Source organism: Dermacoccus sp. PE3, from assembly GCF_001021715.1.
In the GTDB taxonomy this organism is placed as follows: Bacteria; Actinomycetota; Actinomycetes; order Actinomycetales; family Dermatophilaceae; genus Dermacoccus; species Dermacoccus abyssi.
The window spans coordinates 69,467-94,158 of record NZ_LDCM01000003.1; the positions used below are offsets into that span (position 1 = coordinate 69,467).

The following is a 24,692-nucleotide window of genomic DNA, read 5'->3' on the forward strand; positions in this document are numbered from 1 at the left end:
ACCCCGGGAAAGGGGCGCTCGCGCTCGCGCGTGCGACACCATGGAGTCATGACGACGCAGCAGAGCACCTCGGCCCCCTCGGGGGCCGAACGCGTGCTGCCTGCGCACTGGCCGGACGTCAACGAACGGCCTCCGCTCGAGCGCCTGCCTCGAGCAGGCTGGCTCGGCGGTGTCTGTGCCGGTATCGCACGCCACCTCGGCGTCTCGGCGTGGGCCGTGCGGGGCGTCGTCATTGTCACGTCGCTCGTGTGGGTGGGGCTGCCGGTCTACCTCTTCCTGTGGTTCTCGATGCCGCGCGCCGAGCAGGCCGGTCGGACGCCGCGTCCGCGCCTGCTGCTCGCGTCCGGATTCCTCATCGTCACGCTCGTCGGCGCACTGCTGGCCGACACCTCGGGCGTCAGCGTTCAGCTCGGCATTCCGTTGCTCGTGTCGTCGGCGGGCCTCGTCATTGCGTGGTCACGCCTGGCCGACCGCGACCGACGAGCCTGGGTGAGCAGTGACTTCGGTCGACGAGAGTCATTGCTGCGCCTGAGTTTCGGTGCGTTCCTCGTGCTCGTCGGTCTCGTCACGGCGGCCGCGACGGGTCGTGGCTTCGCCGGTCTGCGTGACGTGGGTATCGCCCTCGTCGTCCTGCTCGGCGGGCTGGCGGCCGTGCTCGCGCCGTTCGGGCTGCGCCTGTGGGACGACATGCGTCGCGACCAGGCGGAGAAGGCCATGGCCGACGCCCGAGCCGACGTCGCCTCGCACCTGCACGACTCCGTCCTGCAGACGCTCGCGCTCATCCAGCGCCGCACGAACGAACCGGAGATCGCCCAGCTCGCCCGCACCCAGGAGCGCGACCTGCGCTCGTGGCTCTTCGCCGACGACGAGAACGCCCCCGAGGTGGCCGACGCGCCGGAACTGCTGCGCGGCGTCGTCCACGCGGTCGAGGACGGCTTCGCCGTGCCGGTCGACGTCATCGTCACCGGGCAAGCACCCGTGACCCCGCGGATCGAAGCACTCGTGAGCGCGGTACGGGAGGCGACGACGAACGCGGCCAAGCACGGTGCGCCGCCCGTCTCCGTCTACGCCGAGTTCAACGCCGACGTGGCCGAGGTGTTCGTCCGCGACCACGGCGAGGGCTTCGATCCCGACGCCGTCGCGGAGGACCGCGCCGGGGTGCGGGAGTCGATCGTCGGGCGCATGGAACGTCACGGCGGCAGCGCCCGCATCCGTCGTCTCGACGACGGTCTCGAAGTCTCACTCACGATGCCCCTGGAGGAAAGGTCATGACTGCACCGTTGCGCGTCGTCCTCGTCGACGACCACCGGATGTTTCGCGCCGGCGTGCGCGCCGAACTGCTCGAGGCCGCGTCGGCGGGCACGCCCGTGGAGTTCGTCGGTGAAGCGGGCAGCGTCGAGGAGGCGGTCGAGGTCATCACCCGCGAGCGCCCCGACGTCGTCCTGCTCGACGTGCACCTGCCCGGCGGTGACGGACGTGGCGGAGCCGACGTGGCCCGCGCCTGTGCGGGCGTCGACTCGAACGCGGGGGAGCCGGTACGGATGCTCGCGCTCTCGGTCTCGGACGCGGCGGAGGACGTCGTCGCCGTCATCCGCGCGGGCGCTCGCGGTTACGTGACGAAGACGATCTCACCCGACGACCTGCTGCGCGCCCTCGAGCGCGTCGCCGCGGGTGACGCCGTCTTCTCGCCGCGGCTGGCCGGATTCGTCCTCGACGCGTTCGGCGCCGCAGCAGGGGAGGTGGCCGAGGTCGACGAGGAGCTCGACAAGCTCTCGGCCCGTGAGCGCGAAGTGATGCGCCTCATCGCGCGGGGGTATCAGTACAAAGAGGTCGCGAAGGAGCTGTTCATCTCCGTCAAGACCGTCGAAACCCACGTGAGCAACGTCCTGCGCAAGCTGCAGTTGTCGAACCGGCACGAGCTCACGTCGTGGGCGATGGCGCGGCGCCTGCTCTGACGTCCCGGCCTTGAGAGCCGCATGCGCCGTGACGGCAGGTCGGCACCTCAACCGGGCGAGTTCAGGATCCAAAGTGGCGTGACGACGAGTGCGCACTTCACGAGCAGCCCATCGCGGCCAGGCTCGGACGACGAAAGGTGCGCCCCGGCGAACCGGGGCGCACCTTCGTGCGAGTGAGTCGATCAGTGCCAGAAGACGGCCACGGCGACGTTGACGACGGCCAGCACCGCGGCACCGGTGACGAGCGGAGCAGCCACTTCGTTCTTCTTCTCCTTCGACTGGGCCACCTCGAGCAGGCCCACGACGACGAAGGCGATGAGGAGCTTGACCGCCACCCAGACGTGGTTGAGCTCCCAGCTCTGCGATGAGGCCACACCCACCATCGCGAGGCCGATGAGCAGCTGCGCGCGGGCACCCCACACCATCGCGGGCACGGCACGCGGTGCCTTGGCGACGGCGGCGTACCCACCGATGATCGCGGCCATGCCGAGCAGGTGGGCGAACAGGAGCACGTTCTGCAGAGTCGTCATGACTCCAGGGTAGGTGCTCGCTGCACATCGCTTGTGCGGCGGGGGTGTTCGCCGTGCGTTCGCTATCCGAGCGTCAGGCGACGATCGTCGGGTTGATCTCTTCGCCGTCGGCCCGCTTGGCCTCGGCGTAGGCGGCGACGTTGGCGCTGATCCGCTTGCGCATCACGGTGGAGACGAAGACGCCGAACGCGAGGGCCACGATGAGGCCGACGAACGAGAAGTTGTGCATCCATTTCTCCGCGACCTTGCCGAGGAAGTGAACCCCGTAGGCCAGACCGCCGGCCCACGCGAAAGCGCCCGTGACGTTGGCCAGGAGAAAGCGCGGGTAGCTCATGCGCAGGGACCCCGCGAGCGGGCCCGCGAAGATGCGGAGCAGTGCCACGAAGCGGCCGAAGAACACGGCCCACACGCCGTGGCGGTGGAACGCGTGCTTGGCGTAGCCGATCGTCTCGTCGTTGACGTGGTGCGGGAAGCGTTCGCCGAGCCAGCCGAACAGGCGATCGCCGAAGTGGCGGCCCACGAAGTAGCCGATCGAGTCACCCACCGCAGCGCCGACGATGGCGGCGGCGGCCACGCCGTGAATGCTGATGCGCGGCTCTGGCCCCGACGCGAGAAGGGACGCAGTGACGAGCATGATCTCGCCGGGCAGGGGGATGCCGATGCTCTCCACGAGAATGATGAGGCCGGTCAGGGCATAGACGGCCTGAGCCGGTACCGCATCGAGGAGGGCATTGAAATCCACCCCTCCAGGGTAGGCGCCTTTTTCGGCAGTTTTGACCGTCATGACGCCGATGAGACGTGTCCTCGCCCACCTTGCGTGCAGCCCCCGCACGGCCTCTCGCGGGGAGGGCCGACGTTGTCGGTGCTCACTCCTAGACTGGGCACCATCATGAGTGGGCTTTTCGACGACCTTCCCCTGCCCGGTTTCGACGCCGGAAGCAACGGCGACGCGCGCCGGGCGAACCGCGCGGAACGCACGCCGAAGGGCGCGCAGACCTCTGCGGTCGACGATTCAGGAGTGCCGCTGTGGGCCCTCGAAGAGCCCCCGGCCGACGGCGACGGCGACGTTCCTCCGGACGAGTCCGACGCACCGATGCTCGGGCGCGGTTCGCACTGGGGGCGCCCCGACACCTCAGCCGGGCCCGATTTCCGCGCGAACCCCGCGAGCCTGCTCGAGGGCATGAACCCGCAGCAGGCGCAGGCCGTCAAGCACTTCGGTTCGCCGCTGCTCATCGTGGCCGGTGCCGGTTCGGGCAAGACGCGGGTGCTCACCCACCGCATCGCCTACCTCATGGCCGAACGAGGAGCCCAGCCCGGGCAGATCCTCGCCATCACCTTCACGAACAAGGCCGCGGCCGAGATGCGTGAACGCGTCGAGCAGCTCGTCGGGCGCGCCGCGAACGCGATGTGGGTGAGCACGTTCCACTCGGCGTGCGTGCGCATCCTGCGCCGCGAGGCCAAGCACGTGGGCCTCAAGTCGACGTTCTCCATCTACGACGCCGCCGACAGCCAGCGCCTCATGGCGATGGTCACCCGCGATCTCGACCTCGACCCGAAGCGTTACCCGCCCAAGTCCTTCAGCTTCCAGGTGAGCAACCTCAAGAACGAGCTCATCGACGCCGAGGAGGCCGCGCGTCGCGCCGAGACCGATCAGGAACGCAAGGTCGCCGACGCCTACCGGCTTTACCAGCAGCGCCTCACGGCCGCGAACGCGCTCGACTTCGACGACATCATCATGACGACGGTGACGATCCTGCAGGCGTTCCCGCAGGTGGCCGAGTACTACCGGCGCCGCTTCCGCCACATCCTCGTCGACGAGTACCAGGACACGAACCACGCGCAGTACGTGCTCGTGCGTGAACTCGCCGGGGGTGAGAAGGCGTCGGGCGGCATCGAATCCGTCGATGCCGAGGGCGACTCGCGCGCGGCTGAGGGCGTGCCGATGGCCGACCTGTGCGTCGTCGGTGACGCCGACCAGTCGATCTATGCGTTCCGCGGCGCGACGATCCGCAACATCGTCGAGTTCGAGGAGGACTACCCGAACGCCACGACGATCCTGCTCGAGCAGAACTACCGCTCGACGCAGAACATCCTCGGTGCGGCGAACGCCGTCATCGAGCGCAACCCGGAGCGGCGCAAGAAGAACCTGTGGTCCGATCAGGGCGCGGGGGAGAAGGTTGTCGGCTACGTCGCCGACAGCGAGCACGACGAGGCGGCCTTCGTCGCGCGCACCATCGACTCGTTGGGGGACAGCCACGGCGTCAAGCCCAAGGACGTGGCCGTCTTCTACCGCACGAACGCTCAGTCACGCGCGCTCGAAGAGGTATTCGTGCGCGTGGGCCTGCCGTACAAGGTCGTCGGCGGCACGCGCTTCTACGAGCGCAAGGAGATCAAGGACGCGCTCGCCTACCTGCGCGTCATCTCCAACCCGGCCGACACGGTCAACCTGCGTCGCATCGTCAACACCCCCAAGCGCGGCGTCGGCGATCGGGCGCAGGCGAGCATCGGGGCGCTCGCCGAAAGGGAGCGCATCACGTACATCCAGGCGCTCGCCCGCCCGGACGACGCGCCGGGCATCGCCACGCGAAGCGTGAGCGCGATCCGCGGGTTCACCGAGTTGCTCGAGGGCCTGCGGGTCGTGCGCGAGAGCGGCAGCGGGGTCGGCCCGCTCATCGAGGCGATCCTCGAACGCACCGGCTACCTCAAAGAGCTGCGCGAGAGCCGCGATCCGCAGGACGAGACGCGCATCGAGAACCTCGCCGAACTCGTCGCCGTCGCGAACGAGTTCGACGACAACTACCCGGGGGCCACGCTCGAGGACTTCCTCGAGCAGGTCTCGCTCGTCGCCGACACCGACGAGATTCCGGAGGACGGTGAGGACCAGGGCGTCGTCACGCTCATGACGCTGCACACCGCCAAGGGCCTCGAGTTCCCCGTCGTCTTCCTCACCGGCATGGAGGACGGCACGTTCCCGCACATGCGCGCGTTGGGCGACACCAAGGAGCTCGAGGAGGAGCGGCGCCTCGCCTACGTCGGTCTGACGCGCGCTCGGCAGCGGCTCTACCTTTCGCGTGCTGCGGTGCGTTCGGCCTGGGGTGCGCCGCAGTACAACCCCCCGTCGCGCTTCCTCGGCGAGATCCCCGACGACCTGCTGCACTGGGAGCGCGAGGGCACGACGTTCGCCACGGGTCCGCGCGGCTACGGCGGGGGCTCACGCTCGGGCGGGTTCTCTGGGCGTGACGACGATGACGGCCCCGTCATCGGCCGCGGCACCGCTCCCGTCGCGCGCCTTTCGAGTGGCGGTCGCGCGGGCTCGTTCTCGGCGAACAAGAACTCGGCCGTGGGACGAGGTAACCGCGCCATCCCGAACCTCGATGCCGGCGACAAGGTGACGCACGACAGCTTCGGCCTCGGCACGGTCATCCGCGTCGAGGGCCAGGGTGATCGCGCCATGGCCCACATCGACTTCGGCGACGGCCCGCCCAAGCGCCTCCTGCTGCGCTACGCGCCGGTGACGAAGCTCTGAGCCGGCCGGAGCCCCCGTGCGGGCCCGAACAGATGGCGAGCGCAACACGATCGAAATCTCGGTTAACGACGCTTAACTGAATTTTGCCGTGTGGTGCGCGTTACAGTTCGAACAACGAGCGAAGGGAGCCCACCATGTCCGAGAACACGCAAGGTGCCACCGAGCGGTTGCGCATCGTCGTCGCCAAGCCGGGCCTCGACGGCCACGACCGTGGCGCCAAGGTCATTGCCCGTGCCCTGCGTGACGCGGGCATGGAGGTCATCTACACGGGCCTGCACCAGACACCCGAGCAGATCGTCACCGCCGCTGTGCAGGAGGACGCCGACGCCATCGGCATGTCCGTTCTCTCCGGCGCTCACATGACGCAGTTCCGCAAGGTCACCGAGTTGCTCAAGGAGCAGGGCGTCGACGACATCGTCGTCTTCGGTGGCGGCATCATCCCGGAGGAGGACATCCCGCCGCTCAAGGAGATGGGTGTCGCGCAGATCTTCACTCCGGGTGCCCCGACGACCACGGTCGTCGACTGGGTGCGGGCCAACGTCGGTCAGCCCGCAGCCACAGCCTGACCTCCGTCGCGACGCTGGGAAGCCCCCCGTTACTACCCGCGTCGAAAGCGCGTTAAAGTCACAGACGGAACACTCCAGTTCAACGATGAGGATGGATTCGCGTGGATCTCTTCGAGTACCAGGCGCGCGACATGTTCGAGGCGCACGGCGTTCCGGTGCTGGCAGGCCAGACGGCCACCACCCCGGAAGAAGCCAAGGCTGCCGCCGAGCAGATCGGTGCGAAGTCGGGCGGCGTCACCGTCGTCAAGGCCCAGGTCAAGACCGGTGGCCGAGGCAAGGCCGGCGGCGTCAAGGTCGCCAAGAGCGCTGACGAGGCCGAGCAGCACGCCAGTGCGATTCTGGGCATGGACATCAAGGGCCATACGGTCGGCACCGTGATGATCGCCCAGGGCGCCAAGATCGCCGAGGAGTACTACTTCTCGATCCTGCTCGACCGAGCCAACCGCAGCTACCTCGCCATGTGCTCCAAGGAGGGCGGCATGGAGATCGAGCAGCTCGCCGTGGAGCGTCCCGAGGCTCTGGCACGCATCGAGGTCGACCCCAACGTCGGCATCGACGAGGCCAAGGCCAAGGAGATCGTCGAGGCCGCGAAGTTCGACGCCGAGACCGGCGCCAAGATCGTTCCCGTGCTGCAGAAGCTGTGGGAGGTCTACCGCGACGAGGACGCAACCCTCGTCGAGGTCAACCCGCTCGTGAAGACCGAGGACGGCGACATCGTCGCCCTCGACGGCAAGGTGTCGCTCGACGCGAACGCCGACTTCCGTCAGCCCGGTCACGAGGAGCTCGAGGACAAGGCCGCGGCCGACCCGCTGGAGGCCAAGGCCAAGGCACTCGACCTCAACTACGTCAAGCTCGACGGCAACGTCGGCATCATCGGTAACGGCGCGGGCCTCGTCATGAGCACGCTCGACGTCGTCGCCTACGCCGGTGAGGACTTCACCGGTGGCAAGGCGAAGCCGGCCAACTTCCTCGACATCGGTGGCGGTGCCTCGGCCGAGGTCATGGCCAACGGTCTCGACGTCATCCTCGGTGACGACCAGGTCAAGAGCGTCTTCGTCAACGTCTTCGGCGGCATCACCGCGTGTGACGCTGTCGCCGACGGCATCGTGGGCGCCCTCAAGAAGCTCGGCGACTCGGCCACGAAGCCGCTCGTCGTGCGTCTCGACGGCAACAACGTCGAAGAGGGCCGCAAGATCCTCGCCGACTTCAACCACCCGCTCGTGACGGTCGTGGACACCATGGACGGCGCAGCCCGCAAGGCTGCCGAGCTGGCCGCGGCCAACTGAAAGGGATCAGACTTCCATGTCGATTTTTCTCAACGCTGACTCCAAGGTCATCGTCCAGGGCATGACCGGCTCGGAGGGCATGAAGCACACCACGCGCATGCTCGCCTCCGGCACCAACATCGTCGGCGGTGTCAACCCGAAGAAGGCCGGCCAGACGGTCGACTTCGACGTGAACGGTGAGTCGAAGTCCGTTCCGGTGTTCGGCTCCGTCAAGGACGCCATGGCCGAGACCGGCGCCAACGTCTCCGTGATCTTCGTTCCGCCGGCCTTCGCCAAGAGCGCCGCGGTCGAGGCCATCGAGGCCGAGATGCCGCTCGCCGTCGTCATCACCGAGGGCATCCCGGTGAAGGACTCGGCCGAGTTCTACAACCTGAGCAAGGGCACGAAGACGCGCCTGCTCGGCCCGAACTGCCCCGGCATCATCAGCCCCGGACAGTCGAACGCCGGCATCATCCCGGCGAACATCGCCGGCCCGGGCCGCATCGGCCTCGTCTCGAAGTCGGGCACGCTGACGTACCAGATGATGTACGAACTGCGTGACTTCGGCTTCTCGACGGCCATCGGCATCGGCGGTGACCCGGTCATCGGCACGACGCACATCGACGCGCTCGAGGCGTTCCAGAACGATCCCGACACCGACGCCATCGTCATGATCGGTGAGATCGGTGGCGACGCCGAGGAGCGTGCCGCGGCCTACATCAAGGAGAACGTGACGAAGCCGGTCGTCGGTTACGTCGCGGGCTTCACGGCCCCCGAGGGCAAGACGATGGGCCACGCCGGCGCCATCGTCTCCGGCTCGTCGGGTACCGCGTCCGCCAAGAAGGAGGCCCTCGAGGCTGCCGGCGTCAAGGTCGGCAAGACGCCGTCCGAGACGGCTGCTCTCATGACGGAGATCATGAACAACCTCTCCAAGTGACGCACTGAATCACCGACGCCCGGCCGTCGTCCCGCAGGGGACGGCGGCCGGGCGTTGTCGTGTCCGAGCGCGAAAAACGTCCACATTCCGGCTGCTCGGACACGAATTGAGAACATTGATCACCGGCGGAACCGAACGAGCCTTCTTCGCGTCTCAGGTGCAGTTAGTTTTGTCCTGAGATCCCGAGCGATGGCGCCCGGGCGGGGGAGGAGAAGTCATGAAGGTCTCACGTTCCGCAATGCTCGCGGCCGCTGCCGCGGTGGTGCTGTCCGCTTCGGCTTGCACCAGCGTCGAAGGCGGGTCGGGCGCATCGTCCAACTCATCATCGTCGTCGTCCTCGAGCGAGGCAGCGCCGCAGTCGAGTGAATCCTCGAGCGAGCAGGCACAGGCGAGCTCGTCCGCTCCCGAATCGAGTTCGCAGAGCGAGCCGAGTGAATCCAGCTCGTCGAGCGAGTCGAGCTCCGAAGACCCCGGTTCGGGCTCCGAGGGGCAGTCGGGCCTCGTGCGGGCGAAGGTCGGCGAGGAAGCCAAGACGGGCGACATGACGGTCAAGATCAGCAAGGTCGTCGACCCGGTTCCCGTCTCCTCCGACAGCTTCATGAAGCCCGACGCGGGCAAGCGCTGGGTGGCCGTCAACATGAGCGTGACGAACACGTCGTCGAAGCCGCTCAACTTCTCGACCTTGTTCTGCGTCGATGCGAAGACCGACCAGAACCAGACGGCTGACGACTCGCTCTTCTCCGACTACGGCACCAAGTTCAACTCGAGTGCTCTGCAGAAGGGCGACACCGCCGTCGGTGACATCACGTTCGAGGTGCCGACCGGTCAGAAGCTCAAGCAGGTCGACGTCAAGTGCTCGCTCAGTTCGCTGCAAGGCGACCAGCGCGCCATCCGCATCGATGTGAGCAAGTAAGCGCACATCATCCTCAATTTTTCGACAGCACCGTTCGGGCGCGAGTCCGAAATTAACTCAGAACAGGGAGAAGAGCACATGACCAAGTTGATGACGCGCAAGCTGAGCGTCGCCGCAATCGCAGGCACGATGGCTCTCGGCATGAGCGCCTGCACGCAGGTCGAAGGTTCCAGTGGTACCAGCTCGAGTTCCTCGTCCAGCTCCTCGAGCGAGGCGGCCCCGAGCGAGGACAGCCCGAGCAGCTCGGAATCGCCCGAGTCGTCGGAGTCCTCGTCCCCGAGTGAGGAGCCCAGCAGCTCGTCGTCGAGCCCGAGCTCCTCGGAGTCGAACGACGACTCCGGCGGCGACGACTCGTCGGGCCCCAAGGTCGGCAAGGTCGGCCAGGAGGTCAAGACCGACAAGATGTCGATCAAGGTCAGCAAGGTCACGGACGACGTGAAGTCCTCCAGCGACTACCAGAAGCCCGCGGCGGGCAAGCACTGGGTGGCCATCAACATCTCGGCAACCAACCTCGACGACGACGAGCTGCGCTTCAGCAGCAGCTGTGTCAAGGTGCGCCTGAGCGACAACACGAGCCCGAGCGACAAGTACGTCGACTACGGTTCGCGGCTCGGCTACGGCTCGCTCTACAAGGGTGACACCACGACCGGTGACCTCGTGTACGAAGTCTCGCCCGGCCAGAAGATCAAGACGATCGACGTCGACTGCAGCTACGGCGACGACCGTCCGGTGCGTATCCAGGCCAACTGACGCCCGAGCGGTGTCTTGCCCCGAGCGGGCCGGTGAGAGTGTCTCGCCGGCCCGCTCGCGTGTGCCCACGGCGTGGCATCGTGAGGCTCCCAGGCGGGCCTGAGAGGATGACGGGCGAGATGACTTCACGACGCCCCGATCCCGCCGAACGTCCCTCCTCGAACCGTCCGCGCCCCCCGCGTCCGAGTGACGGCCGAGGTGGGGCCGGTGCGCGTCCGCAGCGCGCAGCGCAGGGCAGCCAGACCGGCAGGGGCGCGTCGCGTCGGGAGCTCGACCGAGGACGCAACGCGTCGAACCGCGGTGCGAAACCCCCTCGTGACGCGCAGAACCCTCGCGTTTCCCAGCGGCCCGGCCCCGGACGGCCGACGAGCGGCAAGGACGCCCGGCCCGAGGGACGCCCGCACGTGCCCCTCGCGTTCGGCTACGGAGCGCTCTCGGCCATCGGTGTCGTCATCGCGCTCATGGTGCCGGTCTTCGCAGCGTGGACGATCGACTCGCAGTCGAGCTCGTCGTGGAACGACACGCTCGGCGTGACGATCGACCTGTGGGCGCTCGCGCACCGCGGACACGTCAACGTCGACGGCACGAGCGTCGTCTTCAGCCCCCTTGTCCTCACCTTTCTCTGCGTTCTGGCAGCTCGCTTCGGCGCTCGCGCGGCGTTCCCCGACGAGCGCCTGCACGCGCGCGACCTGCGCCTCATCCTGCTCGCGTTCATCGGCGGTTACGTCGCTGCGGCTCAGGTGCTCGCCGTCGTTGCCTCGTTGGGTGCGAGCCACATCAGCTGGTGGTCCCTCCTGCTCGGACCGTTCGTCGTCGCGGCTGCCGGCGTGGCATGGACGGCCTGGCACGAGCGAGAGCACTCACCTGAGCTGAAGGCTCTCGACGATCTCGTCCTCGAGGCCACACCGCTGTTGCTGCAGCGTTCGATCCGGTCCGGGCTACGCGGCCTGCGCTGGCTTGCCCTCGCCTCGCTCGTTCTCGTCGTCGCGCTCGTCGCCTGGCACGGCGGACGCGTCTGGACCGTCCACCAACAGCTGAACCCCGGTCTCGTCGGAGGCATCCTCCTCGTCGCGGCGCAGCTTCTGGCTCTGCCCAACCTCATGGCCCTCGGCGCCGGATGGTTCACCGGCTCGTCGGTGCACGTCGGTGCTGTCTCGATCGGGCACGGCGCGATGACGCCCGGCACTCTGCCGATGATTCCGGTGCTCGGCGCGCTGCCGGACGGGGTCGGGCCCTGGGCGTGGATCTTCCTCCTCGTTCCGATCGCAGTGGGCGGCTGGATCGGCTGGGACGCTGTCGGCGCGCTGACGCGACTGTCGAGCCTTCGCGCGAAATGCACGGTGGCTCTGTGCGCCGCTGCGCTCGCCACGCTCGTCATGTGGCTCGTGTGGTGGTTCGCAACGGCCCGTGTCTCGACCGGGCTCCTCGACTATGTCGGCCCCGGGTGGAACGCATGGGTGCTGCTGCCCGTCCTTTTCGTGACGCCGGCCGTCGCGGTGGCCGGCGTGCGGCATTGGATGCTGAACCACACCCACTGAAAAACCCGCTGAGGTCGGGAGTAATCCCAGGCCCTCGCTCGTTGGGAGAGACGTGAACGACACTCCGAAGGCGCCCGTCGGTGCGCGCAACAGCATGCTGTCGCTGCGCTACCTCATCCTCGGCTTCGCCCTGTCGTGGCTGCCCATGCCCGGCACGGCGCTTGCGGTGATCCCGCTCGTCGCGTCGTTCTACTACGGGGTGCGCTTCATCCAGGACCTCAAGAAGTCCGGCCAGAACAAGGCCGTTGCGCCCAACATGATCGGGCTCGGTCTCACGGCACTGCTCATCGCCATGGTCGTCGCCCCGCTCGTTCAGTACGAGCGCACGATGGATTACCAGAAGTGCCTCTGGGGTGCGAACACCAACCAGGCGCGCGAGGCCTGCGAGAACCAGCACGACCAGCACCCGGGCACCGTCCAGCGCTTCTTCCTCGACTGACCACCCCCACCCCCGATGTTGAGCGGGCGCCGCGGCACCGGTCCCGCGATACCCAGGAAACATCGGCGTCACAGGAGCCCCGCGACGCGCAGCCGATGTTCGATCTGTGCGAAGAACGGATCCGGATCGGTGCGTAGCGCCACCACGGGAATGCGCAGCACGGCGTCACCGCCCAGGGTGAGGTAGTTCTGACGCAGGGCGTCCTGAGTCGGGTTGTCGCCCATGAAGTGGTGCATGCCGTCAATCTCGACGGTGAGCTTCGCAGCCTCCCAGCGCACGTCGAGGTAGTACGAGCCGTTCGGGTGACGTCGTCGAACCTGACGATCCGGCACCGGTAGACCGCGTCTGCGGCACAGCTGAACGAAATCGATCTCACCAATCGACTCGGACCCGGTGGTGATGTCCCCGAGAAGTTCGCGAATCAGTTTGCGGCGGTGCAGTTTGGGGAGGCATTCGAGGGCCTGCCAGTAGTCGTCTGCTCGGGCGAGTCGCTGCTGCACCGTCATGGCGAGCACCGTCGCAGCCTCCCGATCCGTTCGCGCGATGGCGGCGGCGCGCAACGACGCCCATGCGGGATGAGAGTGGGGAATCGGTGTCTGCGACAGCCGGGGTGGCCGGAACAGGAACATCCCTCGCGTGCCGGGCGGGAAGGACGTGCGCTGACCGTAGTGAGGCAGCGCCACGACGATCTGCTGCGCGCTCCAGCCTCGCAAACCGTGGAGAATCAGGGCACTCGAGGCCTCGGCCCAGGCCGGCCCCTGAGTTTCGAAGACGGCGACAGCGATGGGAGAGCGTTCAGGGCACCAAGCGTTTGTCGGCGGGCGAAAGGTGTTGTTGCCCAACTGCATCCAACGTCCGGCGCGGACATGTGTGCGTACGTCCTCCCGTGTCACGCCGATTTGCCTAAGACGCGCGCGGTTCACAACGCCGTAGCTCGACTCTGCCAGCGCCACGGCTCGCTCATGGGTCTGCTTCCAACGGGGAGTCATGCTTCCAGCCTGCGTGCCGGCGGTGAGGATGCTCCCGATGAATGTGGGCCTGTGGAAAACCTCGCCGATGTTGCCTGGGTATCCGGGTACAGATGCCGCTGCGACCGCTCAACATCGGGGGATAGGGTGGGGGCGTGAGCGAGCAGTCGAAGCCCCTGCAGGTCGTCGTTCTCGTCTCCGGAAGCGGCTCGTTGCTGCAGGCTCTCATCGACGACGACGCCCACGGCAAGGTGTACGAGATCGTCGCGGTCGGTGCCGATCGGGAGTGCACCGGCCTCGAGCGCGCCACCATCGCCGGCATCCCCACCTTCGCCGTCGAGACGCGGCACTTCCCCGAGCGCAGCCAGTGGGACGCGGCGCTCGCCGACGCCATCGAGCGCGCGTTCAGCGATGCCGACGACGACCTCGACCTCGCCGCGCTCACCGGCGGTGACGTCGCGGCTCGTCAGCTCGTCGTCTCGGCCGGGTTCATGAAGATCCTCGGCGCGCAGACTCTCTCGCGCCACACCGTCATCAACACCCACCCGGCGCTGCTGCCGAGTTTCCCCGGAGCGCACGGCGTCCGGGACGCGCTCGCGCACGGCGTCAAGGTCACCGGTACGACGTGCCACGTCGTCGACGCCGGTGTCGACACAGGCCCCATCATCGATCAGCGCGTCGTCGACGTACGCGCCGACGATGACGAGGAATCGCTCCACGAACGCATCAAGGTCGAGGAGCGCACCATGCTCGTGGACGTGGTCCGCGGGTTCGCACGAGGTTGGTCCATCAACGGCAGGACGGTTTCGATCAATGAGTGACGGCATGCGCCCTATTCGGCGGGCTCTCGTCTCGGTGTACGACAAGCAGGGGCTCGAGGAGCTCGCCCGCGGCCTGCACGAGGCCGGGGTGGAGATCGTCTCGACGGGCGGTTCGAGCAAGCTCATCGCGGGTCTCGGCATCCCCGTCACGGCGGTCGAGGAGCTCACGGGCTTCCCCGAGTGCCTCGAGGGTCGCGTCAAGACGCTGCACCCGAAGGTGCACGCCGGCATCCTTGCCGACTCGCGCAAGAGCGATCACATGAAGCAGCTCGAGGACCTCGGTGTCGAGCAGTTCGACCTCGTCGTCGTGAACCTCTACCCGTTCAGTGAGACGGTCGCCTCGGGCGCGAGCATCGACGAGTGCGTCGAGCAGATCGACATCGGCGGCCCGACGATGGTGCGCGCGGCCGCGAAGAATCACCCGACGGTGGCCATCGTCACCGACCCGACGTCGTACGCCGACGTGCTCGACGCCGTGCGCGGCGGCGGCTTCACACTGCAGCAGCGCACCGCGCTGGCGCGTGACGCCTTCGTCCACACCGCGTCCTACGACGTCGCAGTCGCCACCTGGATGGGGGCGAACCTCGTCGGCTCGAACGACGCCACCACCGGCGACACCTTCCCCGACTGGACGGGTTCGACGTACACCAAGGCCGCGAGCCTGCGCTACGGCGAGAACCCGCACCAGGCGGCGGCCCTCTACACGTCGGCCGACGCGAGCGGCCTCGCCCAGGGCGAGCAGCTGCACGGCAAGGAGATGTCGTACAACAACTACGTCGACGCCGACGCCGCCTACCGCGCCGCGTACGACCACGGTGACGTGCCGACGGTCGCAATCATCAAGCACGCCAACCCGTGCGGCATCGCCGTCGGCGCACCGGACGAGGACATCGCGGCCGTGCACCAGCGCGCCCACGAGTGCGACTCGACGAGCGCGTTCGGCGGCATCATCGCGACCAACCGACCGGTGACGAAGGCCATGGCGGACGCGGTGAAGGACATCTTCACCGAGGTCGTCGTCGCGCCGGCGTTCGACGACGACGCCCTCGAGGTACTCACCGCGAAGAAGAACCTGCGCCTCGTCACCGTGCCCGCGCCCACTGCGGGTGGTTTCGACATGCGCCCGATCAGCGGTGGTCTGCTCGTGCAGGAGCGCGACATGATCGACGCCGAGGGCGAGGACAAGGACGGTGGCACCACGGGTGACGATCCCGAGCGCTGGCAGCTCGTCGCCGGCGAGGCCGCGGACGAGGCCACGATGCGTGACCTCGCGTTCGCGTGGCGTGCGGTGCGCGCCGTGAAGTCGAACGCGATCCTGCTCGCCAAGGACGGCGCGTCGGTCGGTATCGGCATGGGCCAGGTCAACCGCGTCGACTCGTGCAACCTCGCCGTGACGCGTGCAGGCGCCGAGCGGGCCCGTGGTTCGGTGGCCTCGTCGGACGCGTTCTTCCCGTTCGCCGACGGCCTGCAGATCCTGCTCGACGCGGGCGTCAAGGCCGTTGTCGCGCCGGGTGGGTCGATTCGTGACGCCGAGGTCATCGAGGCCGCGAACAAGGCCGGCGTCACGCTGTACTTCACCGGCACGCGTCACTTCGCGCACTGAGTGACACCTCTGATCGACAACCCCCCGATGGCGGGTTTGACTCAAGATGGCCTGAACGTCGGCCACATCTTCAGCCAAACCTGCCATCGTCGCGGTGACCTGCGATGACGCGTGACGCCAGAGCCTCCTCCGAGGCGCTTGCCCTCACTGCCGCGTTCTTCGGTGGGGCGTGCCTGTCGTTGCAGGCGCGCTTCAACGGGACGCTCGGTGAGCCGTTGTCCGAGCCGCTCGTCGCGGCGGTGTGGAGCTTCGGTTCGGGGCTCGCGCTGCTCGTGCTGACGCTCGTCGTGCCGAGCCTGCGCCGCGGCGCCGGTCGGCTCGTCGACGCGATTCGGGCGGGGCGTCTGCGCTGGTGGGAGTGCCTCGGCGGCGTTCTCGGCGGTGCGTTCGTGGCGGTGCAGACGAGCACGGTCGCCATCCTCGGGGTAGCGGTCTTCATCGTGGCGAGCGTCGGCGGTCGTGCGCTCGGCGGGTTGCTCGCCGACCACGTCGGCGCCGGGCCCAAGGGACGCACGCCGATCACCCCCGTGCGAGCGATCGCGGGAGCGGTCGCCGTCGTGGGGGTCGCCATCACGGTGAGCGGGCAGCACGTACCGGGTGGCATCGCGATCCTGCCGGCCCTCGCCGTCATCATCGCGGGCGTCATGACGCAGTTCCAGCAGGGTCTCAACGGGCGCGTCAGTGCGCGGGCAGGTAGTTCGTACGCGACGACGTTGCAGAACTTCCTCGTCGGCGTGATCGCTCTCGTGGTGTTCGCCGGTGCGCGCGTGCTCCTCGGCTTCACGCAGTGGCAGTGGCCGCACGACGCTCCCTGGTGGGCGTGGCTCGGTGCGCCGCTGGGCATCGCGTTCATCGGGTTGTCGGCGTGGGCGACGGAGCACATCAGCGTGCTCGTGCTCGGGCTCATGGGCATCATGGGGCAGCTCGTCGCGGCGCTCGTCATCGACCTGCTCGACCCGGTGGCGCGCGAAGGTGTCGGTGTGCGCACCGTCGTCGGCATGGTCGTCACCGCTGCGGCGGCAGCCATGGCGGCACGCTCCGGTGGCCGACGGGCTACTTCAGACGCGCGTTCGTGAGCTCGGCGAGGCGCTTGTAGCCCGCGTCGTTGGGGTGCAGGCCGTCAGGGCTGATCCACTCAGGGTGACCGGTGAGCGGGAAGTCGAGATCCAGCCACGTCGCACCTGAGCTGCGCACCACGGGTGCGGCGGCATCGCGCAGCCGTACGAGGTCGGGTGGGGGAGAACTCGCCGGTCCGATCGGTGCGATGACGACGACGCGCGCCTCGGGGAGGTGCTTCTTCACCGCCGCGAGCGTCTCGCGCAGACCCTCGACGATGGTCGCCGTCGGCACGCCGCGGGCGACGTCGTTCCATCCGCCGGAGATGATGACCGTGCCCGGCTTCGACGCTGCGGCTCGTGCGACCTGGGAAGCGTAGTGCTGTGTCGGACGTCCCACGTCGTAGCCCATGCCAGGCACGGCGACGTTGATCTCGTTCCACCCGCGCTCAGCGCTCAGGACGGTGGTCCATCGCCCTTCCGGTGAGCTCGCCTCCGAGCCGGCGGAGTAACTGTCGCCGACGAAGGCCACCACGTGGCGTCCGCTCAAACTGGGTGAGGGCGCGTCGGCGACCGGGGCTGACGAACGGCGGTCGACGACGAGGAACAACGCCACGACGAGCACCCCAACGACGAGTGCCACGAGCGCGGGAACGCGCCACGCCACTCGCCGCTCGGCACGCTCGTTCGCTCGTGTCATACGACGACCGTACGCGCGAGCCCACGTCGATCACGAGCGCCCCGTCACACCCCGGTGTGAGCGCCGACCGCGCGCCCGGGGCGTCTGGCAGGATTGGGGCCATGACTGCGACGACGCTGGACGGCAAGGCCACCCTCGCGACGATCAAGGACGAGCTGCGTGAGCGCGTGGCCCGTCTCAAGGAGCGCGGCGTGACGCCGGGCCTCGGCACGGTGCTCGTCGGTGACGACCCGGGTTCGCACTGGTACGTCGGGGCGAAGCACAAGGACTGTGCGGAGATCGGCATCGTCTCGATCCGCAAGGATCTGCCCGCGAGCGCGACGCAGGAGGAGGTCGAGGCCGTCATCGACGAACTCAACGACAGCGCGGAGTGCACGGGCTTCCTCATCCAGCAGCCCACGGGTCTCGACGAGGTGGCGCTGCTCTCGCGCGTCAAGCCCGAGAAGGACGTCGACGGTCTGCACCCGGTCAACCTCGGCAAGCTCGTGCTCGGCGAGGAGGGACCGTTGCCATGCACGCCCATGGGCGTCATCGAGTTGCTGCGTCGTTATGACGTCCCGCTCAAGGGCGCGGAGGTCGTCGTCGTCGGCCGTGGCCTCACGGTCGGTCGCCCGCTCGGACTCATCCTCACGCGCCGCAGCGAGAACGCAACGGCCACGCTGTGCCACACCGGCACCCGTGACCTCGCGGAGCACACGAAGAACGCGGACGTCGTCGTCGCTGCTGCAGGCGTACCGGATCTCATCACGAAGGACATGGTCAAGCCGGGCGCCGCGGTGCTCGACGTCGGTGTCTCGCGCGTCGAGGGCAAGGTCGCCGGTGACGTCGCCAAGGACGTCACGGAGGTCGCCGGGTACGTCTCCCCGAACCCGGGTGGCGTCGGTCCGATGACGCGAGCGCTGCTGCTCATGAACGTCGTCGAGGCGGCGGAGCGCGACGCCGACGCGCGAGGCCTGTGACCCGTTTCCGCCTCGGGATTCCCTGGCTCGTCGTCGTCGGTCTCGTCGTGGCGGGGCTGATCACCGTCATGGCCGGCCAGGTTCGTCCGGGCGGGGTCGTGATGTCGCTCGGTCTCTTCGCGGGCGCCGTGATGCGTGCCGTTCTTCCCGAGCGTTACGTGCTCGACATCAAGGTTCGTTCGCGCAGCGTCGACATCGCGGGGTACGCGCTCCTGGCCGTCATCACACTCGTCGCGTTCGGTGTCGTGAAGTTGGGCTGAGACCCCCGAGTGAATTTCCGGTGACTGCGCAAGTCGCCGCGTGATCACTGACCCGGCGACCTAGACTGCCCGCATGAGTTTGCGGATCTCCGTCATCGGCACCGGTTACCTGGGCGCCGTGCACGCGGCCTGTATGGCCGAACTGGGCCACACCGTCGTCGGCATCGACGTCGACGCGAAGAAGATCGAGGCGCTGTCGCAGGGGCGCAGCCCGATCTACGAACCGGGCCTCACCGATCTGCTGACGCGCATGACGGAGACGGGCCGTCTCACCTGGAGCACCGACATCAGCGCCGCCGCTGACGCCGACGTCCACTTCGTCTGCGTGGGCACCCCGCAGCGGGCGGGGGAGTACGCGGCCAACACGGATTATGTCTTCGCCGCGTTCACCGCTCTTGCACCCCACATGAAGGCAGGCTCGATCGCGGTCGGCAAGTCGACGGTGCCGGTCGGCACGGTGCCTCGTGTCCTCGAAGCGATCCGCGAGAACGTCACGGACGGCGTGGACGGGCGTCTCGTGTGGAACCCCGAGTTCCTCCGTGAAGGCTTCGCCGTCCAGGACACGCTCACACCCGACCGTTTCGTCTACGGCGTCGAGGGCGAGTTCGCCGACGCTGACGTCGCGCGGCTCGACGAGGTGTACGCGAAGGCCCTCGCAACGGGCACCCCGCGCCTCGTGACGAACTACGCGACGTCGGAACTCGTCAAGGTCAGTGCGAACGCCTTCCTCGCGACGAAGATCAGTTTCATCAACGCGATGGCGGAGATCTGCGAGGCGACGGGCGGCGACGTGCTCGCCCTGGCCGACGCGATCGGTCACGACGAGCGCATTGGCCGCAAGTTCCTCGGTGCGGGTGTCGGCTTCGGCGGGGGTTGCCTGCCCAAGGACATTCGCGCTTTCCTTGCCCGCGGCGAGGAGTTGGGCCTGCCCGACTCGGTCGCCTTCCTGCGCGGCGTCGATGCCACCAACCTGCGCCGCCGCGAACGTGTCGTCACGCTTGTCGAGGGCGCCCTCGGTGACGTGGCAGGGAAGCCGATCGCCGTTCTCGGTGCCGCGTTCAAGCCGAACTCCGACGACATCCGCGACAGCCCGGCGCTCGACGTCGCCGAACGTCTGGTCCAACTCGGCGCCGACGTTCGCGTGCACGACCCCGAGGCCCTGCCGGTGGCCCGGGCCAACCGCCCCGGTCCGAACTACGTCGACACCGTCGACGAAGCGCTCGACGGAGCGCAGATCGTTCTTCACCTCACGGAGTGGAAGCAGTACCGCGAACTCGACCCGGCGGACGTGGCGTCGAAGGTTGCGGGCAAGGTCGTCATCGACGGTCGCAATGTTCTCGACGGCCGGAAGTGGGCCGACGCAGGTTTCACCGTGCACTCGCTCGGACGGCCCGTCGTCGAGGCGCGCTGATCTCGCCGGCGCACGGGCCGCACCTCTCGCGTGAGACGGTGCGGCTTTCGAGCGTTCGACACCCCTCGCGCATACCTGAAACGATGACGGCATGCGAGTCGTCACGGCCAACGTCAATGGGATCCGAGCCGCGCAGCGTCGAGGTGGCCTCGAGTGGCTCGCCGCTCAGGAGGCTGACGTCGTCGCCATGCAGGAGGTGCGGGCGACGCCCAAGCAGTTCGCCACGGCCCTGAGCGGTTCGGCCCTCGAGGAGTACGCGCTGGCCCACTCCGCATCGGCGACGGCCGGCCGTGAGGGCGTGGCCATCCTGACCCGCCACGCGATGGCGACGCCGGTCACCGTCATCGAGGGATTCGACGAGGCCGGCCGCTGGGTCGAGGCCGAGGTGACAATCGATGGGCGCACCGTGACGATCGTGAGCGTCTACGCGCACAGCGGGGAGGTCGGCACCGACAAGCAGATGGCCAAGTACCGCTTCCTCGACGCCGTCGAGGCGCGCATGGCGCAGCTCGTCGACCGCCCGGCCCTCGTCATGGGTGACTTCAACGTGGCGCACGGCCCGAACGACCTCAAGAACTGGAAGGGCAACCGCGGCAAGGCGGGCTTCCTGCCCGAGGAGCAGGCCTACCTCACGCGGTTCACCGAGAGTGGGTGGGTCGACGTCGTGCGCGAGCACCACGGTGATGTGCCGGGGCCGTACACGTGGTGGTCGTGGCGCGGCAAGGCGTTCGACAACGACGCGGGATGGCGCATCGACTACCAGTTCGCGAGCCCGGCGCTCGCGGCCGTCGCGAGCGATCCGCGGGTGGGGCGGGCCGATGCCTACGACCAGCGGTGGAGCGACCACGCGGCGGTCGTCGTCGACTACGACCTGGCCGCGCTCGAGACGACGGGGGAGTGACGTGAGCGAACCGCGCGACGCCGCGCCGTCGGGCAAACCGGCTCAGGCTGACGAGGCCGTCGAGCCCGTCACGCCCGGGCAGTGGGGCACGTTCCGCACGCGCGCCGATCAGCGACGGCTCGCGCAGGTGCAGGCCGCGAAGCGCGAGCGTGAGGCAGCGCGAGCCCGCCCGGACGTTTCGCTCAGCCTCGATGCCGGGCCGGCGCCGGTTCGCCCTCAGCAGGTGGGCCATGAGGTCGACAGCCTGGCCACCGGGGATGATCGTGAGACCTTCACCATCCTCGTCGTGTGCACGGGAAACGTCTGTCGCTCACCGTATTTCGAGCGTGTGCTGGCTGCCGACCTGGCTCGCCTGTCGGTGCGCGTCGAGGGCGCCGGGACGGGCGCGTTGCTCATCGACCGAATGTCGTCGGGATCGCAGGCCCTCCTGCGCGAGCGCGGCCTCGACGGCGCGCGCTACCGTCCGCGTCAGGTGACGCCAGCGCTCGTGCGCGAGGCAGACCTCGTGCTGACGGCGTCGCGCGAGCATCGGCGCATCCTCGTCGAAGAGGCGCCGACGGCGGCGTCGCGCGTCTTCGCGTTGCTCGACTTCGCCGACGTCTGCGCCGCCCCTGTGCCTGGAACCCGAGGCGTCGACGGGCTGCGGGAGTTCGTCGCCAAGTCGCCGGCGGGCAGTGTCGAGCGTCACAGCGCTCGTTCGGATGCCAAGGCGGAGATTCTCGACCCGTTCCGTCAGAGCCCGGAGGTCTTTGCGAGGATGGCGGCGCAGGCCGATCCGGCGCTCGCGAGGGTGGCGGCGGCCGTTCGTCGCATCATGGGTTGAACGATTCGGCACGACAGTGAGGATGAGCGGATGAGCAACCACCATGCAGTGGAGTGCTGGCTGACGGACATGGATGGCGTTCTCGTGCATGAGGAGCGCGCCATTCCGGGGGCTGCGGAGTTCTTGCAGGCGTTGCAGGAGACGGGGCGTCGCTTCCTCGTCCTGACGAACAACTCGATCTACACGCCGCGCGATCTGCGGGCGCGGTTGCTCGCGTCGGCCATCGACGTGCCGGAGGAGGCGATCTGGACGTCGGCGCTCGCGACGGCGCAGTTCCTCGCCGATCAGCGCGCCGGTGGCAGCGCGTACGTCGTCGGTGAGGCGGGGCTGACGACGGCGCTCTACAACGTCGGCTACACGATGACGGAGCGAGACCCCGACTACGTCGTGCTGGGGGAGACGCGCACGTATTCGTTCACGGCGATAACGCGAGCGATCCGTCTCATCGAGGGTGGCGCGCGGTTCATCGCGACGAACCCGGACGTCACGGGCCCGAGCACGGAGGGGCCGTTGCCGGCGACGGGGTCGATCGCGGCGCTCATCACGGCGGCGACGGGCGTCAAGCCGTACTACGTCGGCAAGCCCAACCCCCTCATGATGCGCAGTGCGCTGAACCGTATCGACGCACACTCGGAGTCGACGGTGATGATCGGTGACCGTCTCGACACGGACGTGCGTAGCGGCCTCGAAGCGGGGCTGCGCAGCATCCTCGTGCTGACCGGTTCGACGAGGCCCGATCAGGTCGACCGGTACCCATTCGTGCCGACGCGCATCTGCGATTCGATCGCCGACGTCGTACCGCTTGTCCACGAGCTCGCGCCGCACCCCGACGACGACGTCATGGGGTACGGCTCGCACGACGAGGCCGTATGACCCAATTCGCCGAGACGTACCTCGGACGCTTGCGAGCCCTCGTGGGGTCCCAGCTCATCCTGATGCCTGGCGCCCAGGTGGTTCTGCTTGATGCGGGTAGCCACGTTCTGATGCAGCGACGCGCCGATTCAGGCCAGTGGGAGTTTCCGTCCGGTTCAGCCGAGCGTGGGCAATCTTTCGTCGACATCGCGATCACAGAACTGGCCGAGGAGGCCGGGGTGCTCGTGCGAGAGGACGAGCTCGAGCCCTTTGCCTGCCTGTCCGATCCGAAGATCACGCATCTTCGTTACTCCAATGGCGACCAGGTGCAGGCGTTCGCCTTGTGCTTTGTTGTGCGCGTAGCACAGCGGCCGCCGGCCTGGGGCGCGGACGGTGAAGCCGCAGAGCACACGTGGTGGCCGCTGGCCGGCCTCCCCACCTCTCTTGACCGGACTGCAGGGGCAACAGCAGCGCACCTGCGCGCATATCTGCGCAGCGGCTCTTTCCAAGTGGGGTAGGAGTGCCCCGAGACGGCCGCCGGGGTAGGTGATGACACAGGCGTTCGGGCTGCCACGCCTTCGTCTTGGGGAGGTCGCCCACGTAGCGATAGCCTGGGCGAGGTATCACCATCCACGTCGCAGAGTCAGGAGCCAAACAGGCATGGAGAAGATCAAGGTCAAGAACCCCATCGTCGAACTCGACGGTGACGAGATGACGCGCATCATCTGGCAGTTCATCAAGGACCGCCTGATCCACCCGTACCTCGACGTCGACCTCAAGTACTACGACCTCGGCATCGAGAACCGCGACGCCACGGACGACCAGGTCACCGTTGACGCGGCCAACGCCATCAAGGAGTACGGAGTCGGCGTCAAGTGCGCCACGATCACGCCCGACGAGGCGCGCGTCGAGGAGTTCGGCCTCAAGGAGATGTGGAAGAGCCCGAACGGCACGATCCGCAACATCCTCGGCGGTGTCATCTTCCGTGAGCCGATCATCATGAGCAACGTGCCGCGCCTCGTGCCGGGCTGGACGAAGCCGATCATCATCGGTCGCCACGCTCACGCCGACCAGTACAAGTCGCAGAACTTCAAGGTTCCCGGCGCCGGCAAGGTCGAGATCTCCTACACGCCTGCCGACGGCGGCGAGAAGGTCGTCTACGAGGTCGCCGAGTTCCCCGCAGAGGGCGGCGTCGCAATGGGCATGTACAACTACAACAAGTCGATCGAGGACTTCGCTCGCGCGTCGTTCAACTACGGCCTCGAGCGCAACGTGCCGGTGTACCTCTCGACTAAGAACACGATCCTCAAGGCGTACGACGGTGCGTTCAAGGACATCTTCCAGGACGTGTTCGAGCGCGAGTTCAAGGCCGAGTTCGACAAGCGCGGCCTCACCTACGAACACCGTCTCATCGACGACATGGTCGCCGCGGCGCTCAAGTGGGAGGGCGGCTACGTCTGGGCCTGCAAGAACTACGACGGTGACGTGCAGTCCGACATCGTCGCGCAGGGCTTCGGCTCGCTCGGCCTCATGACGTCGGTCCTCATGACGCCGGACGGCAAGACCGTCGAGGCCGAGGCTGCGCACGGCACGGTGACGCGTCACTACCGTCAGCACCAGCAGGGCAAGGAGACGTCGACGAACCCGATCGCGTCGATCTTCGCCTGGACGCGTGGCGTCGCCAAGCGCGGTGAGCTCGACGAGACGCCGGAGGTGACGAAGTTCGCTGAGACCCTCGAGCGTGTGTGCATCGAGACCGTCGAGAGCGGCAAGATGACGAAGGACCTGGCCCTGCTCATCGGCAAGGACCAGCCCTACCTCAACACGCAGGACTTCCTCGCCGCCATCGACGAGAACCTGACGAAGGCCATGCAGCAGGCCTGACGCAGGATGCGCCATGCAGAAGGCGGCCCACTACCC

General features: G+C 68.0%; 25 protein-coding genes. 21 read left to right on the plus strand and 4 right to left on the minus strand.

The window, feature by feature from the left end; translation table 11 throughout:
• The first annotated feature begins 48 nt into the window (after positions 1-48).
• A complete protein-coding gene (locus AA983_RS08210) occupies positions 49-1,272 on the plus strand; it encodes an ATP-binding protein (RefSeq protein WP_052947004.1) in 1,224 nt (407 codons plus the stop codon).
• Positions 1,269-1,955, plus strand: coding sequence for a response regulator transcription factor (locus AA983_RS08215; RefSeq protein WP_047311800.1), 687 nt, complete (start codon positions 1,269-1,271; stop codon positions 1,953-1,955). The genes AA983_RS08210 and AA983_RS08215 overlap by 4 nt, the downstream gene beginning before the upstream one ends.
• Positions 1,956-2,137: 182 nt before the next feature.
• On the opposite strand, the gene AA983_RS08220 is transcribed toward AA983_RS08215, so the two are convergent.
• Positions 2,138-2,485 (minus strand): hypothetical protein, encoded by a 348-nt coding sequence (locus AA983_RS08220; RefSeq protein ID WP_047311801.1) that lies wholly within the window; start codon positions 2,483-2,485, stop codon positions 2,138-2,140.
• Between the two features lie 73 nt (positions 2,486-2,558).
• Positions 2,559-3,227, minus strand: coding sequence for a DedA family protein (locus AA983_RS08225; RefSeq protein WP_047311802.1), 669 nt, complete (start codon positions 3,225-3,227; stop codon positions 2,559-2,561).
• Positions 3,228-3,374: 147 nt separating this feature from the next.
• Between AA983_RS08225 and pcrA the strand changes: the two genes are divergently transcribed.
• The 8 genes from pcrA to AA983_RS08265 all read left to right on the plus strand — a co-directional run bounded on the left by pcrA (position 3,375) and on the right by AA983_RS08265 (position 12,419).
• Positions 3,375-6,011: a DNA helicase PcrA gene (gene pcrA / locus AA983_RS08230; protein ID WP_047311803.1), complete on the plus strand. Its 2,637-nt coding sequence runs from the start codon at positions 3,375-3,377 to the stop codon at positions 6,009-6,011.
• 134 nt (positions 6,012-6,145) lie between these two features.
• Complete coding sequence (locus tag AA983_RS08235) at positions 6,146-6,577, plus strand: cobalamin B12-binding domain-containing protein (RefSeq protein WP_047311804.1); 432 nt, start codon at positions 6,146-6,148, stop codon at positions 6,575-6,577.
• Positions 6,578-6,678: 101 nt separating this feature from the next.
• A complete protein-coding gene (sucC, locus tag AA983_RS08240) occupies positions 6,679-7,863 on the plus strand; it encodes an ADP-forming succinate--CoA ligase subunit beta (protein WP_047311805.1) in 1,185 nt (394 codons plus the stop codon).
• A 16-nt stretch (positions 7,864-7,879) separates the two neighbouring features.
• Positions 7,880-8,779: a succinate--CoA ligase subunit alpha gene (gene sucD, locus AA983_RS08245; protein ID WP_047311806.1), complete on the plus strand. Its 900-nt coding sequence runs from the start codon at positions 7,880-7,882 to the stop codon at positions 8,777-8,779.
• 217 nt (positions 8,780-8,996) lie between these two features.
• Positions 8,997-9,692, plus strand: coding sequence for a DUF4352 domain-containing protein (locus tag AA983_RS08250; RefSeq protein ID WP_047311807.1), 696 nt, complete (start codon positions 8,997-8,999; stop codon positions 9,690-9,692).
• A 78-nt stretch (positions 9,693-9,770) separates the two neighbouring features.
• Positions 9,771-10,442: a DUF4352 domain-containing protein gene (locus AA983_RS08255; RefSeq protein ID WP_047311808.1), complete on the plus strand. Its 672-nt coding sequence runs from the start codon at positions 9,771-9,773 to the stop codon at positions 10,440-10,442.
• A gap of 404 nt (positions 10,443-10,846) precedes the next feature.
• Positions 10,847-11,980, plus strand: a complete 1,134-nt coding sequence (locus AA983_RS08260; protein WP_047311809.1) for a DUF6350 family protein — start codon at positions 10,847-10,849, stop codon at positions 11,978-11,980.
• Positions 11,981-12,032: 52 nt separating this feature from the next.
• The gene (locus AA983_RS08265; protein WP_047311810.1) at positions 12,033-12,419 is read left to right on the plus strand and encodes a hypothetical protein; all 387 of its coding nucleotides are present in this window, start codon (positions 12,033-12,035) and stop codon (positions 12,417-12,419) included.
• Between the two features lie 68 nt (positions 12,420-12,487).
• On the opposite strand, the gene AA983_RS08270 is transcribed toward AA983_RS08265, so the two are convergent.
• Entirely contained in the window at positions 12,488-13,132 is a 645-nt protein-coding gene (locus AA983_RS08270; protein ID WP_197078989.1) for an endonuclease domain-containing protein, read from the minus strand.
• A gap of 410 nt (positions 13,133-13,542) precedes the next feature.
• Here AA983_RS08270 and AA983_RS08275 point away from each other — a divergent pair, with 410 nt between their 5' ends.
• From AA983_RS08275 to AA983_RS08285, 3 genes are all read left to right on the plus strand, one after another.
• Positions 13,543-14,208: a phosphoribosylglycinamide formyltransferase gene (locus tag AA983_RS08275; RefSeq protein WP_231579571.1), complete on the plus strand. Its 666-nt coding sequence runs from the start codon at positions 13,543-13,545 to the stop codon at positions 14,206-14,208.
• Positions 14,201-15,811 carry a bifunctional phosphoribosylaminoimidazolecarboxamide formyltransferase/IMP cyclohydrolase gene (gene purH / locus AA983_RS08280; RefSeq protein WP_047311812.1) on the plus strand — a complete coding sequence of 537 codons (1,611 nt, stop codon included), beginning with the start codon at positions 14,201-14,203 and terminating at the stop codon, positions 15,809-15,811. Before AA983_RS08275 ends, purH begins: the two co-directional genes overlap by 8 nt.
• Positions 15,812-15,915: 104 nt before the next feature.
• Positions 15,916-16,887 carry a DMT family transporter gene (locus AA983_RS08285; RefSeq protein WP_047311813.1) on the plus strand — a complete coding sequence of 324 codons (972 nt, stop codon included), beginning with the start codon at positions 15,916-15,918 and terminating at the stop codon, positions 16,885-16,887.
• Here the strand turns inward: AA983_RS08285 and AA983_RS08290 are convergent.
• Entirely contained in the window at positions 16,865-17,566 is a 702-nt protein-coding gene (locus tag AA983_RS08290) for an SGNH/GDSL hydrolase family protein (protein WP_082128806.1), read from the minus strand. The two genes, AA983_RS08285 and AA983_RS08290, sit on opposite strands and share 23 nt — an antisense overlap.
• Before the next feature lie 101 nt (positions 17,567-17,667).
• On the opposite strand from AA983_RS08290, the gene AA983_RS08295 reads away from it, so the two are divergent.
• From AA983_RS08295 to AA983_RS08330, 8 genes are all read left to right on the plus strand, one after another.
• Entirely contained in the window at positions 17,668-18,525 is an 858-nt protein-coding gene (locus AA983_RS08295; RefSeq protein ID WP_047311815.1) for a bifunctional methylenetetrahydrofolate dehydrogenase/methenyltetrahydrofolate cyclohydrolase, read from the plus strand.
• Positions 18,522-18,785, plus strand: coding sequence for a DUF3017 domain-containing protein (locus tag AA983_RS08300; protein ID WP_047311816.1), 264 nt, complete (start codon positions 18,522-18,524; stop codon positions 18,783-18,785). The genes AA983_RS08295 and AA983_RS08300 overlap by 4 nt, the downstream gene beginning before the upstream one ends.
• Positions 18,786-18,858: 73 nt before the next feature.
• Positions 18,859-20,196, plus strand: coding sequence for a UDP-glucose/GDP-mannose dehydrogenase family protein (locus tag AA983_RS08305; protein WP_047311817.1), 1,338 nt, complete (start codon positions 18,859-18,861; stop codon positions 20,194-20,196).
• 91 nt (positions 20,197-20,287) lie between these two features.
• The gene (locus tag AA983_RS08310) at positions 20,288-21,097 is read left to right on the plus strand and encodes an exodeoxyribonuclease III (protein ID WP_047311818.1); all 810 of its coding nucleotides are present in this window, start codon (positions 20,288-20,290) and stop codon (positions 21,095-21,097) included.
• A gap of 1 nt (position 21,098) precedes the next feature.
• Positions 21,099-21,920, plus strand: a complete 822-nt coding sequence (locus tag AA983_RS14830; protein ID WP_052947006.1) for a hypothetical protein — start codon at positions 21,099-21,101, stop codon at positions 21,918-21,920.
• Between the two features lie 30 nt (positions 21,921-21,950).
• Positions 21,951-22,793 (plus strand): HAD-IIA family hydrolase, encoded by an 843-nt coding sequence (locus AA983_RS08320; RefSeq protein WP_047311819.1) that lies wholly within the window; start codon positions 21,951-21,953, stop codon positions 22,791-22,793.
• A complete protein-coding gene (locus AA983_RS08325; RefSeq protein ID WP_052947007.1) occupies positions 22,790-23,290 on the plus strand; it encodes an NUDIX domain-containing protein in 501 nt (166 codons plus the stop codon). The genes AA983_RS08320 and AA983_RS08325 overlap by 4 nt, the downstream gene beginning before the upstream one ends.
• 142 nt (positions 23,291-23,432) lie before the next feature.
• Positions 23,433-24,656 (plus strand): NADP-dependent isocitrate dehydrogenase, encoded by a 1,224-nt coding sequence (locus AA983_RS08330; RefSeq protein WP_047311820.1) that lies wholly within the window; start codon positions 23,433-23,435, stop codon positions 24,654-24,656.
• Positions 24,657-24,692 lie beyond the last annotated feature (36 nt).

What these genes read in the sequence shown, in the direction of transcription:
- AA983_RS08210 (WP_052947004.1), top strand. Translation starts at nt 49, where the DNA reads ATGACGACGCAGCAGAGCACCTCGGCCCCCTCGGGGGCCGAACGCGTG.
- AA983_RS08215 (WP_047311800.1), top strand. Translation starts at nt 1,269, where the DNA reads ATGACTGCACCGTTGCGCGTCGTCCTCGTCGACGACCACCGGATGTTT.
- AA983_RS08220 (WP_047311801.1), bottom strand. Translation starts at nt 2,485, where the DNA reads ATGACGACTCTGCAGAACGTGCTCCTGTTCGCCCACCTGCTCGGCATG.
- pcrA (WP_047311803.1), top strand. Translation starts at nt 3,375, where the DNA reads ATGAGTGGGCTTTTCGACGACCTTCCCCTGCCCGGTTTCGACGCCGGA.
- AA983_RS08235 (WP_047311804.1), top strand. Translation starts at nt 6,146, where the DNA reads ATGTCCGAGAACACGCAAGGTGCCACCGAGCGGTTGCGCATCGTCGTC.
- sucD (WP_047311806.1), top strand. Translation starts at nt 7,880, where the DNA reads ATGTCGATTTTTCTCAACGCTGACTCCAAGGTCATCGTCCAGGGCATG.
- AA983_RS08250 (WP_047311807.1), top strand. Translation starts at nt 8,997, where the DNA reads ATGAAGGTCTCACGTTCCGCAATGCTCGCGGCCGCTGCCGCGGTGGTG.
- AA983_RS08255 (WP_047311808.1), top strand. Translation starts at nt 9,771, where the DNA reads ATGACCAAGTTGATGACGCGCAAGCTGAGCGTCGCCGCAATCGCAGGC.
- purH (WP_047311812.1), top strand. Translation starts at nt 14,201, where the DNA reads ATGAGTGACGGCATGCGCCCTATTCGGCGGGCTCTCGTCTCGGTGTAC.
- AA983_RS08285 (WP_047311813.1), top strand. Translation starts at nt 15,916, where the DNA reads ATGACGCGTGACGCCAGAGCCTCCTCCGAGGCGCTTGCCCTCACTGCC.
- AA983_RS08290 (WP_082128806.1), bottom strand. Translation starts at nt 17,566, where the DNA reads ATGACACGAGCGAACGAGCGTGCCGAGCGGCGAGTGGCGTGGCGCGTT.
- AA983_RS08295 (WP_047311815.1), top strand. Translation starts at nt 17,668, where the DNA reads ATGACTGCGACGACGCTGGACGGCAAGGCCACCCTCGCGACGATCAAG.
- AA983_RS08305 (WP_047311817.1), top strand. Translation starts at nt 18,859, where the DNA reads ATGAGTTTGCGGATCTCCGTCATCGGCACCGGTTACCTGGGCGCCGTG.
- AA983_RS08310 (WP_047311818.1), top strand. Translation starts at nt 20,288, where the DNA reads ATGCGAGTCGTCACGGCCAACGTCAATGGGATCCGAGCCGCGCAGCGT.
- AA983_RS08320 (WP_047311819.1), top strand. Translation starts at nt 21,951, where the DNA reads ATGAGCAACCACCATGCAGTGGAGTGCTGGCTGACGGACATGGATGGC.
- AA983_RS08325 (WP_052947007.1), top strand. Translation starts at nt 22,790, where the DNA reads ATGACCCAATTCGCCGAGACGTACCTCGGACGCTTGCGAGCCCTCGTG.
- AA983_RS08330 (WP_047311820.1), top strand. Translation starts at nt 23,433, where the DNA reads ATGGAGAAGATCAAGGTCAAGAACCCCATCGTCGAACTCGACGGTGAC.